The sequence below is a fragment of the Puia sp. P3 genome (genome assembly GCF_050632245.1).
GTDB lineage: Bacteria > Bacteroidota > Bacteroidia > Chitinophagales > Chitinophagaceae > Puia.
In genome coordinates this window covers 3,565,433-3,580,907 of the sequence record NZ_CP192583.1, presented here as the reverse complement: position 1 = coordinate 3,580,907, position 15,475 = coordinate 3,565,433, and the positions used below count along the sequence as shown (strand labels likewise).

The window sequence follows — 15,475 nt, the reverse complement described above, 5'->3', positions numbered from 1 at the left end:
AGGCCCAGATGCGAAACATCTTTCAGAATACGGATGCAAGATCTTATCAGCTCTGTAAACTAGGCTTTTATTCCCCTTCCCAGGGTTTTGTCGCCTTTCCGGGCTGGATCGGGTTCACGACCGATAGCGGGCGAACCTTTATCCACAAGGCCATTACGCTCAGTAATGTTAATTACAACGGTTATTCGGTCAATCTTACTTTCGGATTTGACATTATGGGAATCAAGGCATTCGATGCGAATAACCTTATCGTTTATGGCGATTACGGCGCCATACCCGCCATCCTTTATTCCGGGGATGGGGGCAATACGTTCAAGGTCATATTTCATTCGCAGATCGATCCACAGCAGATATCCCTGTCAAACGGTGTTGCCGCGATGGATTTTGTCCCAGGAAGCCATACCGGATTTGCAGTCGACGAGGACCGTATACTAACCACTACTGACAATGGTTTGACCTGGAGCGTTAACTATACGCATTTAAAATCCTACTACAATTATGTTCAGGCTCCCGATGCAAATACCGTATTCGCGGGTTGTACCTATTATGACGCGCCAGGCATCCTCCAGAAAACGACCAATGGCGGAGTCAGCTGGCAAAACCTGACCCTCCCGGCTCCCAGCAGCACCGCCAGGCTCATCCAGGCCTGGTTCAATAATGCGACTACCGGCTGGATCGTGCTTTCGGATAATGATGGCGGTTATGTCTATCGGACGACCGATGGGGGCAGTAGCTGGATGCTGCTCAACAATGTGCATGCCAATCCATTCCCTGCGGTGAAGATGAAATTCGTCGATAATACAACGGGCTATGCAGTAGATGGCCAGAACACTGTATATAAGACAACAAATGGGGGCGCTGTATGGGAACCCCTGACACGGGACAACAACGTCACTTATTCCTTTCTTTCCACTAATGACCTCCAGCTGATGGGCGCCAACCAGCTATGGGCAGGCTGGGCCGGACTAAGTATGCTGGAGTTGAGCACCAATGGGGGTGGGACACCGCTTCCAAAGGCGTATTTTGCTATCGACACTACCGGACTGGGAACTACAGGCAACGTGCATCTCTACAACTATTCCGCCGCAGGCTATAGCTACCGATGGCTGCTGAATGGCGCACAGAAGGGCACCACTTACAATGACTCCTATGTCCACGATCCCGCCAGGCTAAAGGATACGGTCACGCTGATTGTGACCAATGGAACGAAAAGTGATACGGCGACGACCTATCAGTATTTCAATCCTCCGTTGCCTGCGCCCACCATCAGCTCATTTTCCCCGTTTTCAGGCATCACAGGGTCCACTATCGCTGTCTACGGAACTAATTTCTATCCAAACGGAATACCGCCCATCGTTACCATTGGCGGGGTACCTGCTGCTGCAGTAAATGTGTATTCAACCGGAAACCTCGGCGTCGTAGTCGGTGAGGGCGCTTCCGGCAACATCGTCGTGACCACGTGGGGAGGTAGCGCTACGATCGGGCCGTTTACCTATATACCCCATCCGCTGGTCGACTCGATCACCCCGGCAGCAGCTACGCTTGGCGATACCGTGACCATCTATGGTAAGCATTTCACCGGAGCTACAAGGGTGAGCTTTGGAGACACGACTGTTACCTCCTTTATGGTAATTTCGGACAGCGTCATCCGGGCTACTGTCTGGCTCGGTGCCTCCGGGATGGTAAAAGTGATAAGCCCCTCGGGCATGGGGCAGGCAACGGATTTGTTTTTATTTCACCGCCTGCCCCAACCATCGCTACGCTCGCGCCTTCTGCAGGAACGCCCGGTACGCCTGTGAGAATCACCGGAACTCACTTCTACGGCACTGTTTCAGTGAAGATCGCCGGTGTAGACGTCAATTCTTTTACCGTTGTCTCCGACACACAGATTGATGCGACCGCAGGCTTTAGTCAGTCTGGCTCGCTTACGGTCACCACGCTTTTTGGCAGCGCCACCATTCCAGGATTTACGATCCTTTTGCCACCGGTAATCCGATCCTTTTCGCCGGACAGCGGACCTATCGGAACGCTGGTGACCATCACCGGCAATGGCTTTAGTCCAATCGCGGCGGAAAACACGGTTTACCTTGGCCCAGTCCGCGCGATCGTAACGTCGGCGACGGCCACACAGCTTGTTGTAAAAGTGCCCCTGGGCGCCGGATATCAACCTATTTCGGTGACCGCCCGAAATCTCACCGCATACTCTCAACAGCCGTTTACTGTCAGCTCGCCGGATTTGATCCGAACGCTTACTGACAGCAGTTTCACTCCCAGAAAGGATTTCGATCCGGGTCAATATATCTCGTCGAGGATAGAAATTGCCGATCTGGACGCAGATGGAAAACCGGATTTGGCGGCCAGCACAGGCAGCGGCGGTTATATCGGGGTAAAACGAAATACCAGTTCGCCCGGTAGCCTTTCGTTCGACCCGGAGATCAGCTTTGGCGTGGGGTATTTCCCAAATCAGATGGCTGCCAGCGATATCGATGGCGACGGCAAACTCGATCTCGTGACAAGTGGTCAGGATATCTTTGTTTTCAAGAATACATCCGGAGGAACGGGGAGTATTTCTTTTAGGCCGGTACCTGTTGTGACCTCACATGTTTTCGGCACGCTTGCGATCAGCGATCTGAATGGTGACGGAAAACCGGATATAGTTATTACAAACCCGGGTACTAATTCGGTGCTGGTTTATGGAAACGTGAGCACCCCCGACTCGATCGCGTTTGCCTCACCAATAAGTCTTCCCCTTGGGCCCGAGGGGATTACCGCTTCCCTGGCGGTCGGCGATCTGGATGCCGACGGCAAACCAGAAATAGTGGTAACGTATGCGGTTTCGGGTGTGGTGATATTCCACAATACCGGTGGTAACGGCAAGTTCTCCTTTACTCAAACAGCGCCCTTTCCCATAAAAAGCTACTTCAGCAGTGGGGCGTCGCCGGGCGCTGTGTCGATCGGCGATCTTGATGGAGACGGGAAACCTGACCTTGCAATTGCCCTTGGCGCCAATGCAGCCTTCAGCGTCATGCGGAATATGAGTACAAACGGTACGATCTTATTCGACAAAGAGCTTCAATTCACAGCGGTCACTAATTTTACCCAGAGCATTTCCCTCAATGACATGGATGGGGACGGGAAGCCTGATGTGACGATCGACGATAATGAGCGCGATCATGTAAGGGTATATAAAAACATCAGCACCGTGGGTAATATCGGCTTCAGCAGACAACTGCAATATGACCTCGGCGACCGGATGGGACCCGTAAGCACCGGAGACCTGGATGGGGATGGTAAGGCAGACATTGTTGCGACCAGTACCTATTTTTCCCAGGTGGTCTCGGTATTTCGGAACAGATCGGAGGTCGCTGCGACGACAGCGATCGCGGACACGAACTACCGGATACGAGTGGTGAACAATACCTGCCGTGGAAAGAACGACGGAAAGATCATCATCGACCTTAGCCTTCCGCTGACATACAGCGTGAAAATTTCGGCGGACGGATTTGTCGACAGCGCCCATTTCTCCGGCACCAATCTCGAACGGAATAACCTGGCTGCCGGCGTCTATCAAATATGCATTACCATCGACAGTCTTCCTGGGTATAGTCGATGTTTCACAGCGAACCTAACCCAACCGAAGGATCTGGCGGTGCTGGCGACTGTCGCTCCAAACGGCAACTCGCTGAACCTTTTGCTTGGCGGAAGTGAGGTCTATATCGTCGATCTCAATGGCTATAGATTTCAGACCAGTGACAGCACGGTCGTTCTCCCCTTACAACCGGGTACCAATAGTCTCACTGTACAAACGCCCCTGTCCTGTCAGGGCGTCATTGCCTGGAATTTTGCCGGCGGCCCTGGAACAGGAGGTATCCGATTGGTCCCGAACCCGGTAGTCTCGACCGCAACTCTATATTTGCCGGGGACGGATAACCGGGTTGTAATAGAGGTCCTGGGCGCGGATGGAAGGGCGATCGGTGCGAGTCGGACCTACGCGGTTGGCTTTGACCGGACTGTGGCGCTGGACCTGAGCGGCTACGCAAGGGGAACTTATCTGGTACATGTCAGGGGAGTCAAATTGAATGCATCCATTAAACTTATAAAAATATTCTAGAGTGAAACGCTTTTTTTATACCGCTTTTGTCTGTTCCATTTCGTTTGCTGCCTGTAGCAAAGGTGGTGGTGGAAATGGCTCGTCAGATATACCTCTGCCGGCCGGGGCCATCCTCGTCTCCCCGACAAACAATACTACCTGTCTGGCCGGTACCTCTATCGACAAGTGGCAAGTCGTCGGTTTCCTTTTCATGGCAATCTGCGGCAAATGCGGATATGTATGATCTCGTGGTGAAAAATCTCAACAACGCCGAGCAGAATATCTATTCCGTATCCGGTGTATCAAAGGACCTAGTGCTAAGCAAGGCCCAGCCCTATTCCCTGGTATGTGGTGTCGAAGTCGGGCAGGACATCCGCCACTTCCCCGAGTGCCGTTTGGAAGTTCTATGTAGCAGGCAATGCAAGCTCCAGCTATGCACCTTTCCCCGCGACCATCATCGCACCCGCATCCAACGCCGTCGTCCCGTCATCCGGCATGGACTCCGTGAGCGTTTCGTTTCAGTGGACCGCGACGGATGTCGACGATGACATCGCGTTCTACACGATCTGTCTGGATGATAAGAACGCGACTACGAAGGTGAAGACCCTTCCCGAAAGTACGATGACATTCACCCTGCTTCCGTTCAAGACTTATTATTGGAGGGTGATAACTACCGATAGAGCGGGAAATACGTCGGATTCAGGAATTTATTCTTTTTCGATCTAGCATAAAGGTTGCCGCAGGGCAGATCCGCAGATATTTCCTTTTTTCAATTTTGCGGTAACCCCGATCAAGGGAATAGACGCCATGGACAGTGTCAGTACCAATAGGGGTTTCAGCAGTCTGCGCACCTATTTTAAGATACTTGGCATTTGTATCATTATCGGGCTTTGCGCCATGGTTTTGGCAATAGTGGTCTTTTTCGCAGGTAGCGGTTCGACAGTCAGGTATTAAGGTCCTAGTCGACTCCAAAGCAAAAAAGGGTTACGCCGCCCCGCATCATATCCATTCCCTGAGACCTGATCACGAAGGCATATTCGCCGGGAGGCAGCTTCTTATCCACGAACATCTCGAAATACCCTTCCCTGATACGCTTTGTACTGAGGCTGTATTTTTCGCTTTCGCCACCTTTCTTACTGAAGTAGCCGCCGGCCTTCACGAGCAGGATTGTCCGCCTGCCTTTCGCGGCATCCATCCGGTAGAGAGATAAATTGTCGGGTGAGTTGGCCCCGCCCACGTTCAGCAGGGAGGGGTCGACGCCGCTGGCACGGATCATGCTGTCGCCGCGGCTGCCGGGTGCGACACCAGGCGCAATGCCGCTGGCAGCGGCGCCCGTCCAGAAGACAAAACTGAGCCGATCGATATTCCCAAGCCGGACGGTGGCCTTTACCGCATCGATATTGTATTCCACCCTCGAGCCGCTGACGATGGAGGTCTTGTTCTCGACGGTCGCGGTTTGTTTTTCCAGGCGGAACAGCTTGCTACTGTCTTTTTGGAAAGCATATACTTCGTTATTGAATTCCGGGTTCGGGTAATCTTGCCCGACGGTGGCCAGGCCGAAGCCAAGGACGCCGATGAATGCGAGTGCTGCCTTTTTCATATCATTATTTTTTGCTGTTACCACCGAATTTCCAGCCGGTAAAGACCTGGACGACATTGTTCTTCGCATCGGAAGCGGAGAAGGCCGGCATTTGACCCATCTGCAGCGAACTGTAGAGTTTGGCCAGCCCGATGCTGACGCGGGCCCCGATGATCCATCCCGCAACGGGATGCAGTTCTATCCCTCCGCCAAAGCCGTAGTCGAATTTGTTATAGTAACTCATGACGTTTCCATAGGGCACCTTGTTTCCGGAGGCTGTGCTGCTGTCACCTTTTGCATTCAGCAAAAAGGCCATCTGGCCGCCCACCTGGATCTGCACGAACCGGGTGATATTGATCGTCATGTATTGCGGGATCACCAGGTAGCTGAGATTGACATTCCCGCTGCTGGTACCCGTCGCATAATTGTACCCTTGCCGCGAGAACAGCAATTCCGTCCGCGAGCCGATAATTCCTTTGGTATTCGGGGCGAGAAAGATTCCGGCCACAAAACCCGCCCGGTTTCCCGGACTGATCTGTGCGGCGCTGGTGACATTGGAGAAATTCGCTCCGGCCTTGATGCCGATCTGGGCTTGTGCCAGGATTGGAACGAAGGTGAGGAAAAACAGGAGTTTTCGCATATGACTGTCTTTAAGGTTGAGAAATAGCTTTGGGATGGTTCAGGGCAGCCGCGACACGCTGAGCCTAAACGCCATATCGCCGCGGTTGTCTTCATAAACATTCACTCCGCCAACCGGACCATACCCGACCCAAATGTTCCAGTCGGCCTGTATTTCGAGCTGAATATTCGATGGGCTGGCCGGCACGGGACAAAGGGGAACTTTTGTGCTGGAACCTTTACAATGAATGGTATATGGCGGCGAGCTGCCGAGTGCAGGTTTTAGGTTGATTCGGATCTTAGTTCCGACCGAAGTGCTGGAAAGATCGTCGTTGGGCTTCCGGATGTCAGCGCTGCTCATTCCTTCGATTTCCACCATGCCTTTCCATCCGTTCTTGTCCGGATAGTCATAGCTGCACTTACCGATCGTCGCCGGCCAGTCGCTCCAGGGGGATAGTTATGGATATTGGCCGGGCCGACGGCGCCAGAACTGGCGACCTGGATATCGCAAGCCGAAGAATCGATCATTAGCAAATGGCCCAGCCTGTTGCGACCGGTGAACGTGTAATGAAATTCATCATAGATATCGACGGTTGCTACCACAACGACGTTCTCCGCAAATGATCCATCCGCCAAGGGAACGTACCCTATGTATTTTGCTATGATGTCCACGGGTGCCGGCGGCAGCACGGCGGGGGCAAAATAGAGTGCACTATTCCCATCAGGCGGCGCGCCAGGTGTGATGTACCCGATCTTACTGTCTCCTCCCACAACCCTGTTGACCGACCATTGGACAGTATGGTTTTTCCAATAATCTCTGTCCTTATCACGTCCATTATATTTTTTGCCATCAGGATAGACGCCGCTGATCACCAGGCGGAAGAGCTGCTGTTTTCCGGTCTTTATTCTGGCGGTCGCCGGAAAGATCCGGAAACTGGTGCCAGCGCTGTAGTTGGAAAAATGTTCGATCCCCCGGTGAGGGTGTGCGCGACGGAATCGGGACGTATCTTTTCCACGATACTCCATCGTCCGCTGTTGTCCTGCCAGCGAATAGTAGGAATAGAGGCAGCGATGCCCTTCGCCATGCTATCGGCATAGTGGATGATCAATTGTACGGGCTTTTGAAAGTGGATGCCGTCCGGTGTGCAGGCATAGGTCTTCCCGACGTTCATGATCGATGTATTCCCGATGGGTTGTATGCCGATGGTGGTTGAGGCCGCCAGGGCACCCGGGGGAAAATTTAATTCCATCAAACCGTCCGCCGAACCGATCGTCCCGCCGTCGGGGCCGATGGTTTTTGTGACGATATCGCCAATGGGTTTACCGATTGCCGAGCTGTCGACATTGGCGGGAGTTGTTTGTCCGCGGCTCGCCAGACTAAGAAGAAGAAGGTGGATCAGCCATATATTTTTCATATCCGTCCATTTATTTCAAAGTCGGGTTAAAGATAGATTCCCGAAAAGGCCATTGCCATCACCCGAAACGGGGAATGCGGCCGGCGTCGCCGGAATTCCCCCGAAACAGTGATTTTTGCGGGATTATTAGAAAGCTGCAAAGGGATTGACTAATTTTAGTAAGCGGCCACCGGGCTGCGATTCCCCATGCTTCAACCTCCGGTCCATATCAGGATACTGCTTTGTCTGCTGCTGTTGGTTGCGCAACCCGTGTTCGCTCAAAACAGGAGGATCGACAGTATGGAAAATGATCTCAGGCATCCAAAGGACGACACGTTCCGGTTGGCGCTGCTCGGGAATCTTGCCGTCGAATATTTCGGTTACGATACGGTAAAGGGTTGGCGGTATCTCGATGCCGAGCGGATCCTGGCGGAAAAAATGCATTACCTGTACTACATCGGCGACTACTATGCAGAAAAGGCCAAGATGGTGCAAAGCCTCCGGTCGGCCGGTGTCGTTTCACTTGAGGACAGTGCGATCTTCTGGTTTGGGAAACATCTCTCGCAGAAGCCGACCGGGCTGGACCTTGCGCAGACTTTGTTGTCCATCGCTACTTGTCAGGGACAGAAAGGAAATGTCCTGGCGGCAAACGGGCAGTTCAGGGAAGCCATCGCCGCCTATCTTGAAGCGATGAAGGCCTGGAAGGAATCTGACGATCCGAAAAAGAACGAGGCGATCGCTACCTACTATGCCAATATTTCTACTGTCTACTACGATCTCAAACAAATAGACAAGGCGCTTGAATATGATGAGGCCGGGATCCCTTACCGACTGGCGGATGGCAACGAGGAGTTGCTTGCCATGGCCTATATCTATGTGGCGGATGATCTTGTCAGTCTGGGCCGCGTCGACCCGGCCCAGGTCTATCTGGATAAGGCCGCGCCGATCGTCGAAAAGCTGGATAAGCCGGGGCTGAATAGTAATTACTATTCCAAGCAGGGCTATCTAAATCGAAAGCTCCACCGGTACCCGGCGGCGGTAGAAGATTATGGTAAGGCACTGACGGCGTCCCGGACACTGGGCAGTCCCTTCAAGCTTTGCTCCCAAACCCGGGCATTGGCGGAATGCCATCTGGAGATGAAAGAATACGATGCCGCCCGAAAGGAATTGTCGGAGGCACTAGCCATTTCGAACGAAAATGGGATCCTGAAAGAAAAACAACTTATCCTTCGCGATCTCATGAATGTCGAGGAAAACACCCATCACGAGGCGCAGGCCTATTTGTATTTAAAGCAGGCCGACACCATCGGCGATAGCCTGAAGAGCATCGAATCGAAGACCGCCATTGCCGGTATCGAGGCAAAATACCAGGCTGCGGAGCGGGAGAAGGAGATCGATCGACTACAGGGGGAGAAGCAATTGCAGACGCTGTCGATAAAGCACCAGTCTACCCTCAACTATGTTCTTTTTGGGTCCATCGGATTTCTCCTGCTGCTCGGATTCCTGATTTATCGCAACTACAGGCAGAAGCAACAGCTGCAGCAGCAAACCATCGGCCAGCTGGAAAAGGATAAGCAGCTGATGGCGGTGAATGCCATGCTGCGGGGGCAGGAGGAAGAGCGGAGTCGTCTCGCGAAGGACCTTCACGATGGACTCGGCGGCATGCTCTCTGGGGTGAAGTATTCGTTGAGCAATATTCGCGAGAATCTCATCGTCACTCCCGACAATATCGCCGTGTATGAGCGATCGCTGGATATGATCGACTCCTCCATCCGCGAGTTACGGCGGGTCGCGCACAATATGATGCCCGAGATGCTGATGAAGTTCGGCCTCGACGAGGCCCTGCGGGAGTATTGTCAGTCGGTGAGTAACACCCGGCAGTTGACCGTTAGATATCAATCCTTTGGGTTCGGGAGCCGGTTGGACAGCCAGCCGGAGATCATCGTCTACCGGATCGTGCAGGAAGCTTGCTGAACAATATCCTCAGCACGCCGCTGCCACAGAGGTGCTTGTGCAACTGGTGCGCGAGGATACCCGGCTGAACGTGCTGGTAGAGGATAATGGCCGGGGTTTCGATACGGGCATTCTGGCCGGAAACAAAGGCGCGGGCTGGACGAATATCCGGTCGAGGGTAGAATACCTGAAAGGCAAGATCGATGTGCATTCGGAAGCCGGCAAAGGGACTTCCGTCACCATAGAATTCACTATATAGTTTATGATCCGTGTATTTATAGTCGACGATCATCCTGTTGTTATCGAGGGAATCCATTCGCTGCTGCAGCATGAAAAGGATATCGAGTGGGCGGGGCATGCCATGAATGCGCAGTCCTGCCTCGGCTATTTTGTGCACAACACCGCCAATATCATTCTGATGGACATCAATCTCCCGGATATGAACGGCGTCGATCTTTGCGCCGTTGTCAAGGAAAATATCCAGGGATCTTCGTACTGGGACTCAGCACGTCCAATCAGGGACTTTACATCAAAAAGATGATGGAGAACGGCGCGTCGGGTTATATCCTGAAGAACTCCCCGAAGGAAGACCTGCTGAAAGCTATTCATGCCGTGGCCGATGGCTGCATCTATTTCAGCGGCGAGGTGGCGGAAGCGCTGCAACAATACCAAAGATCCGCTCCTCGTGGCGCTGCCCGTCATCAGCCGTCGGGAGCGGGAGGTCCTTTCGCTGATCGCGGAAGGGTTTACGAATCCCGAAATTGCAGAGAAATTGTTCGTTAGTCCTTTTACGGTCGATTCACACCGGAAGAACCTTATCGCGAAACTCAACGTGAAAAATACGGCGATGCTGATCCGGTTTGCGGTCGAGCATAAGTTGGTGTGAGAGGGGTTCCGCCGGGAGCATGATGCCGGCACCGATGGTGCTGAGTTTTTGAAGATACAATATGCGGAATTTGCCAGGCCCAGCGCGCATATGGATTTTGTTCCCAGCGGGATTACACATAAATTGTGGATAGATAGCAGGAATGACAATGGAAAATATTAAACATTGCACATGAAAAAACTAACGCCGCCGTATGGGGGATTTTGACATTGGCGGCGACATTCGGCATCCTATCTGCCTTTAGTTACGGTCAGAAGGGGGACATGCCAACTCCCTGTATGGATGTACTCCATCTCTTCACGGAGGCCGGCGTACCGGCCATGGCGCCCGAAGAAGAATTGGCGCCTCTTATCCCTTCAGCAGAGGTGTCGCCTGCTAGTCTTCCGGGAAATGGCCTGGCCCAGCACCCGATGTTGTATATAGGTGAGAACTGCAACAGGATGTCACTGGTGAAGGATGGGAAAGTAATCTGGACCTACAATACCGGCAGGGGGCCGGAATATGACGATGTATGGATGCTTTCAAACGGTAATATCTTATTCAGCCGGATGCAATACGTTGCATTAATGACGCCCGATAAGAAAATACTCTGGCGATATGAATGTAATAATTCCAAAGGCCCTGAACATACCGAAGTTCATACTTGTCAGCCAATCGGATCTGACAAAGTTATGTTTGTAGTAAATGGCCTCCCCCCCAAACTATTTATTGTCAACATTAAAACGGGAAAAGTTGAAGTTGAACATGAACTTCCTTATAAACAACCGGCTGATCCTCGGAGATATTCATCCGCAGTTCAGACGGGCCCGTTTTACTGCTCAGGGGACGTATCTTGTTTCGTTTTTAAATATGGGACGTGTTGTTGAATACAATCGCAACTTCAAAGAAATATGGAGTTACAAAAGCAGGCGACCCTCGGGCTGCGCTGCGCCTGAAGAACGGCAACACCCTGATAACCGATGAAGCGGACGATCGGACGGTCGAAGTCAACGCAAGAGGCGAAACTATATGGCAGTTCGATTGCAAAACCGACTTGCCGTCCGAATACCAATTTACTTCGGCACCTCAAACCTGTACGAGGCTGGATAATGGAAATACAATTTTTGCGTCGCGCGGTAAAAAGGGTACGGGCCCGCAGCTTATTGAAGTTACAAGGGACAAAAAGGTGGTTTGGGTATTACATGATTGGCAAAAGGTTGGGGATGGTACTGCAGTTCAGATCCTGGATGACCCGGGTGTACCTGAGATACCCGGACAGTCGGAGCACTAACTTAAAGAAAATAACATGAATAAACTGGGGTTGGTGTCGATGTTCGTTCTGATTTGGCTATCGGGGCCTCTGGCTGGCCGGGCGCAGGGCACCGGGACGAACGACCAGGCCGTCAGGGCCTATTTGAGCGGCGATCCAGATATAAACGAAGTGCCGGATTTTGGAATGGTCGATACGGCTTTGTCGCCGGTAAGCCTCGGGTGTTTGAAGGGGAAATATGTGGTGCTGGATTTTTGGGCGAGTTGGTGCGGACAGTGTATGTATGAGGCGCCTTATATAGAAAAGCTGGAGACTGTTTTTAAAGGAAAGAATATCGAGTTTGTCAGTATCTCCTGTGACGAGCAAATTCCCAACTGGAAGAACGCGATAGTACGACACCATATGGACGGAAGGCTGCAGTGGCATGTTTCCGATCTGGCCGTCCTGCGGGCACTGAAGGTTGCCAGGGTCCCGAGGTTTGTACTACTGGATAAAGAAGGGAGAGTTATCGACCCTGATCTGACAAGACCGTCAGATCCGGAAATGGCGGGATACCTTCGGTCGCTGAAGGGGATTTGACCGCGGACCTATTTCAATTTGACGTCCAGGTAAACGGAGTGACGTCCGTATGTCTTATAAAACGGTTTGAAGACCACGTCGTCGACCGTGAATTCCAGCTGCTGAGGGTCGCCTTTGATCGATCTGCTGACATCTTCAGCATCGAGGGTTATCTTCCTCCAGTCTTTTCTGGCTTCGGGCTCCTGGGCTGCCAGCAGGATGGGGCCATAGAACAGGCTGGCTATATTCTGCTGGTCCATCACCGGATCGAGGTGAAACTGGAAGGGCATTTTCAATTCGATGGTGTCGCCGTCTTTCCAGGTGCGGCTGATCTTTAGATAGGAGCCGGGTTTGGCGGGAAGGTTCTGCTGTTTGCCGTTGATCTTAACAAAAAACCCTTTGGTGGCCCAGCCCGGTACACGCACGTTGATGTCGAATTTTCCACTGCCTTTGATGGTAAGATGGGTATTGTCTTCATTTGGATAGTTGGTCGTCTGGTCTACCGTTATGTGCCGTTCGGTCCAATCCAGCGTAGAGGGTATGTACAGATTGACATAGAGCGCCTGGTCGTCCCTGCTCTTAAAATAAATCGAATTTTGCAGCTTGGTATTGCTCTCCAGCGCCGTGCCGTTGCAACAGGTAAAGCCTGTCATATTCGGATTTCCAAACTGTTTGATCGACCCGGGCCGCAGCGGAATATGATAGGTATTGGCCGGTGTGTTTTCGGCTACGGATGCCAGGATATCGTTGTATAGTGCACGCTCGTAGTAGTCCATCAACTCTCCCCGCGGATCATAAAGGAACAGGTCGCTGGTCAGTTTGAGCATATTGTAGGTGGCGCAGGTCTCGTTCTGGCCTCCGGCGGCAAAGCCGTTCTCATACAGTGTTCCCGGCTGACTGATAAAGCATTCCGCGTTGTTGGGATTGCTTGCGCCGGCAACCCCTCCAATGCTGTACATATAATTATTGACGACCTTGTACCAAAAGTTATCGGCTATTTTATAGTATTCCGGGTCGTGGGAGTCCCGGTACTCTTCCATACTTCCTATGATCTGTGGTATGTGCTGATTGGCGTGCAGGCCGCGGAAAATGTCCACATTTTTGGCCAGACCATTGGAATGGGCGGTATCGCCAAAGAACACCCGAATATTGTCAAAAAGGCGCGCTGTCTTCAGGTAGTCCTGTTTGCCGGTCAACCGGTACAGGCGGGCCATCACCTCGTTCATGCCTCCATACTCACCGGCGATGTAGGTATTCCACATTTTGATAAGCGTATCGGTCGGCACTTTGCTCAGGCGGGCATACACCCAGTCACCCATGCCCATAGCTATGTCAAGTGCTTTCTTATTCCCGCTAACCTCGTATACGTCCAACAAACCGGCCAGAATTTTGTGCAGCGTATAGTAGGGCGCCCAGATCTGGGTCTTCTGCCCGCCGTATTTCGCTCCTTTCTCCAGCATGATGAACTGATCCGGCGGATAAGCGCTGATGAAGCCTTTTCCCCAGTTGTTATAGTCGTTCCGGATGCCGGTATCGCTGAGGTCTGAGCTGTAGGCTGATTTTCCGGGGCCATATGGCACCGCGGCCGGATCGGACACGTAGGGGCCGCCCGCTTCTTTCGGTTTTCCGGATAACTGAGATAATTCATAGAGGGTATTGACCATTGCCTCCATTTTTCCGGCGAAATTCGCCTGGAGTGCCTTGTCGTATCCCGTGCTCGCATAGGCCTGGGCAATCGCCGAAAGATAGTGACCCGTGGCGTGTCCCCTTAATTTGGTGTCGCGGCTATCCCAGACTCCGAGTGGCTTGGCGCCTTCAGGTTGTTTTTGGCCGAAGGCATGCCGAAACATATAAAGAAAGGAGTTGGGATCGGTTGTTGCCAGTGTCTTTATGAATTTATCGCGATTTTTGATGAACTGGGTTTCGTGGCCCAGGGCATTGGGTTTTAAAAAGACCTTGTCCAAATCAAATGCTGCCAGTTGTAATACCGGCGTAGCTGATCTCTTTGACGCCGTTACTTTGACGACTGCTTTTGGCTGAAAACTGGTTCCTGCGACGCGGCCTACGACGGTATAGCGTCCGGGGTGTAGTACGGCGGTATTGTCGGTATCAGCGGGCCAAAGCACCCGTACTTTGGGGCCTTTGCCTTTCATCTCATCCTTATATGTTCCGGGTACATAACTGGGCAGGCGGGGCAAATTTCCAACCTCTGTTTCAACCTGTACGTCGGATACCTGAACAAGATAAGCATTATAAAGCTCGGCTTCGGTTGGCGGGAATTTGGGAAGAGGCTCCTCTGCCCGGCGACCCGTGGTATTCACCACGCCTTCATTCAGGCCTCTGCCTTTCAGGGCGTTGTTGTAGATGCCGGCGACCTGGCTTCCGGTCAGGGGAATCCGGTAGATACGAAAATCGTGTATCAGGGCATTGAGACCGGGGTCTCCAGGCAGCAGTGATTTTCCGATATAAAGCAATTTTTCCCCTTGCTGCGGACCGAACACAGTCGTCAATTCCTTTGGTATATCCTTTGACTCGCCTACCTGCCTGCTGTCAGCGTAGGTCGTCATCGATTTTGAGGGAATATCTATTACGATGACCAGATGGACCCATTTGTTCAGTTCTATCGCCGGAGAAACGGCTCCTTTTTCATTGGCCTTTCCTTCGGTGATCAGGGCCTGGAAGCCATCCTGAGTGGATGTCCCGACCGGGGCTGCGAAAAAATGGCTCCTGGCGTCTTTGCCGAAATCGAAGATCCGCTGGCCGTGCTGGTTCGAACGAAGGAGGACCCATGCCGAGATGCTGAGCGATTCCAGGTCATTTAACGCCTCGGCCGGGATAGTGATAAACGAATTGTTGTCGCCTGGGAGAGACAACACCTTTCCAAACCGCTTGTCATTGACGAAACTGTGGGGTTCGCTTTGGGTTTTTGCGTGCAAATTATTCCGGGACCAGTCTTTAAGGTCGCCGTCAAATGTGTAGCGGGCGACCATACCCGTTTCACCGATGCCGTCCAGGATCTGGTCTCCGTTCTGTGCCTGAGCGGCGCCCGCAACCTGCGTCAAAACAGCGGCGAAAAGAATGACCCGAATGAATAATTTGTGCATTTTAATAGTTTAAATGACACATAAAAATAGGGGGAAGCGGTTTG

General features: G+C 52.3%; 15 protein-coding genes. 10 read left to right on the top strand and 5 right to left on the bottom strand.

Features of this window, described 5'->3' with window-relative positions; all coding sequences use genetic code 11:
• Positions 1-8 precede the first annotated feature (8 nt).
• The 3 genes from ACQ86N_RS21835 to ACQ86N_RS21825 all read left to right on the top strand — a co-directional run bounded on the left by ACQ86N_RS21835 (position 9) and on the right by ACQ86N_RS21825 (position 4,816).
• Entirely contained in the window at positions 9-1,799 is a 1,791-nt protein-coding gene (locus ACQ86N_RS21835) for an IPT/TIG domain-containing protein (protein WP_431216957.1), read from the top strand.
• Positions 1,796-4,111 carry an FG-GAP-like repeat-containing protein gene (locus ACQ86N_RS21830; RefSeq protein WP_431216956.1) on the top strand — a complete coding sequence of 772 codons (2,316 nt, stop codon included), beginning with the start codon at positions 1,796-1,798 and terminating at the stop codon, positions 4,109-4,111. Before ACQ86N_RS21835 ends, ACQ86N_RS21830 begins: the two co-directional genes overlap by 4 nt.
• A gap of 327 nt (positions 4,112-4,438) precedes the next feature.
• Positions 4,439-4,816 (top strand): hypothetical protein, encoded by a 378-nt coding sequence (locus tag ACQ86N_RS21825; protein ID WP_431216955.1) that lies wholly within the window; start codon positions 4,439-4,441, stop codon positions 4,814-4,816.
• Between the two features lie 232 nt (positions 4,817-5,048).
• Here the strand turns inward: ACQ86N_RS21825 and ACQ86N_RS21820 are convergent, their stop codons facing one another.
• Genes ACQ86N_RS21820 through ACQ86N_RS21805 form a run of 4 tightly spaced genes read right to left on the bottom strand, consistent with a single transcriptional unit; the run spans position 5,049 to position 7,313 of the window.
• The gene (locus ACQ86N_RS21820; protein ID WP_431216954.1) at positions 5,049-5,690 is read right to left on the bottom strand and encodes a hypothetical protein; all 642 of its coding nucleotides are present in this window, start codon (positions 5,688-5,690) and stop codon (positions 5,049-5,051) included.
• 4 nt (positions 5,691-5,694) lie between these two features.
• On the bottom strand, positions 5,695-6,309 hold the full coding sequence (locus ACQ86N_RS21815) for an outer membrane beta-barrel protein (RefSeq protein WP_431216953.1): 615 nt from the start codon (positions 6,307-6,309) through the stop codon (positions 5,695-5,697).
• A 39-nt stretch (positions 6,310-6,348) separates the two neighbouring features.
• Positions 6,349-6,648 carry a hypothetical protein gene (locus tag ACQ86N_RS21810; protein WP_431216952.1) on the bottom strand — a complete coding sequence of 100 codons (300 nt, stop codon included), beginning with the start codon at positions 6,646-6,648 and terminating at the stop codon, positions 6,349-6,351.
• Positions 6,645-7,313 carry a hypothetical protein gene (locus ACQ86N_RS21805; RefSeq protein WP_431216951.1) on the bottom strand — a complete coding sequence of 223 codons (669 nt, stop codon included), beginning with the start codon at positions 7,311-7,313 and terminating at the stop codon, positions 6,645-6,647. The genes ACQ86N_RS21810 and ACQ86N_RS21805 overlap by 4 nt, the downstream gene beginning before the upstream one ends.
• 575 nt (positions 7,314-7,888) lie before the next feature.
• On the opposite strand from ACQ86N_RS21805, the gene ACQ86N_RS21800 reads away from it, so the two are divergent.
• The 7 genes from ACQ86N_RS21800 to ACQ86N_RS21770 all read left to right on the top strand — a co-directional run bounded on the left by ACQ86N_RS21800 (position 7,889) and on the right by ACQ86N_RS21770 (position 12,348).
• On the top strand, positions 7,889-9,655 hold the full coding sequence (locus ACQ86N_RS21800) for a tetratricopeptide repeat-containing sensor histidine kinase (protein ID WP_431216950.1): 1,767 nt from the start codon (positions 7,889-7,891) through the stop codon (positions 9,653-9,655).
• Positions 9,585-9,893: a sensor histidine kinase gene (locus ACQ86N_RS21795; RefSeq protein WP_431216949.1), complete on the top strand. Its 309-nt coding sequence runs from the start codon at positions 9,585-9,587 to the stop codon at positions 9,891-9,893. The genes ACQ86N_RS21800 and ACQ86N_RS21795 overlap by 71 nt, the downstream gene beginning before the upstream one ends.
• Before the next feature lie 3 nt (positions 9,894-9,896).
• Complete coding sequence (locus tag ACQ86N_RS21790) at positions 9,897-10,175, top strand: response regulator transcription factor (RefSeq protein WP_431216948.1); 279 nt, start codon at positions 9,897-9,899, stop codon at positions 10,173-10,175.
• 78 nt (positions 10,176-10,253) lie between these two features.
• Complete coding sequence (locus tag ACQ86N_RS21785) at positions 10,254-10,520, top strand: response regulator transcription factor (protein ID WP_431216947.1); 267 nt, start codon at positions 10,254-10,256, stop codon at positions 10,518-10,520.
• A 278-nt stretch (positions 10,521-10,798) separates the two neighbouring features.
• Positions 10,799-11,386 (top strand): hypothetical protein, encoded by a 588-nt coding sequence (locus tag ACQ86N_RS21780; RefSeq protein ID WP_431216946.1) that lies wholly within the window; start codon positions 10,799-10,801, stop codon positions 11,384-11,386.
• Entirely contained in the window at positions 11,380-11,790 is a 411-nt protein-coding gene (locus ACQ86N_RS21775; RefSeq protein WP_431216945.1) for a hypothetical protein, read from the top strand. Before ACQ86N_RS21780 ends, ACQ86N_RS21775 begins: the two co-directional genes overlap by 7 nt.
• 39 nt (positions 11,791-11,829) lie before the next feature.
• On the top strand, positions 11,830-12,348 hold the full coding sequence (locus ACQ86N_RS21770) for a TlpA family protein disulfide reductase (protein WP_431216944.1): 519 nt from the start codon (positions 11,830-11,832) through the stop codon (positions 12,346-12,348).
• An 8-nt stretch (positions 12,349-12,356) separates the two neighbouring features.
• On the opposite strand, the gene ACQ86N_RS21765 is transcribed toward ACQ86N_RS21770, so the two are convergent.
• Positions 12,357-15,431 (bottom strand): beta-L-arabinofuranosidase domain-containing protein, encoded by a 3,075-nt coding sequence (locus tag ACQ86N_RS21765; RefSeq protein WP_431216943.1) that lies wholly within the window; start codon positions 15,429-15,431, stop codon positions 12,357-12,359.
• Between the last annotated feature and the right edge of the window lie 44 nt (positions 15,432-15,475).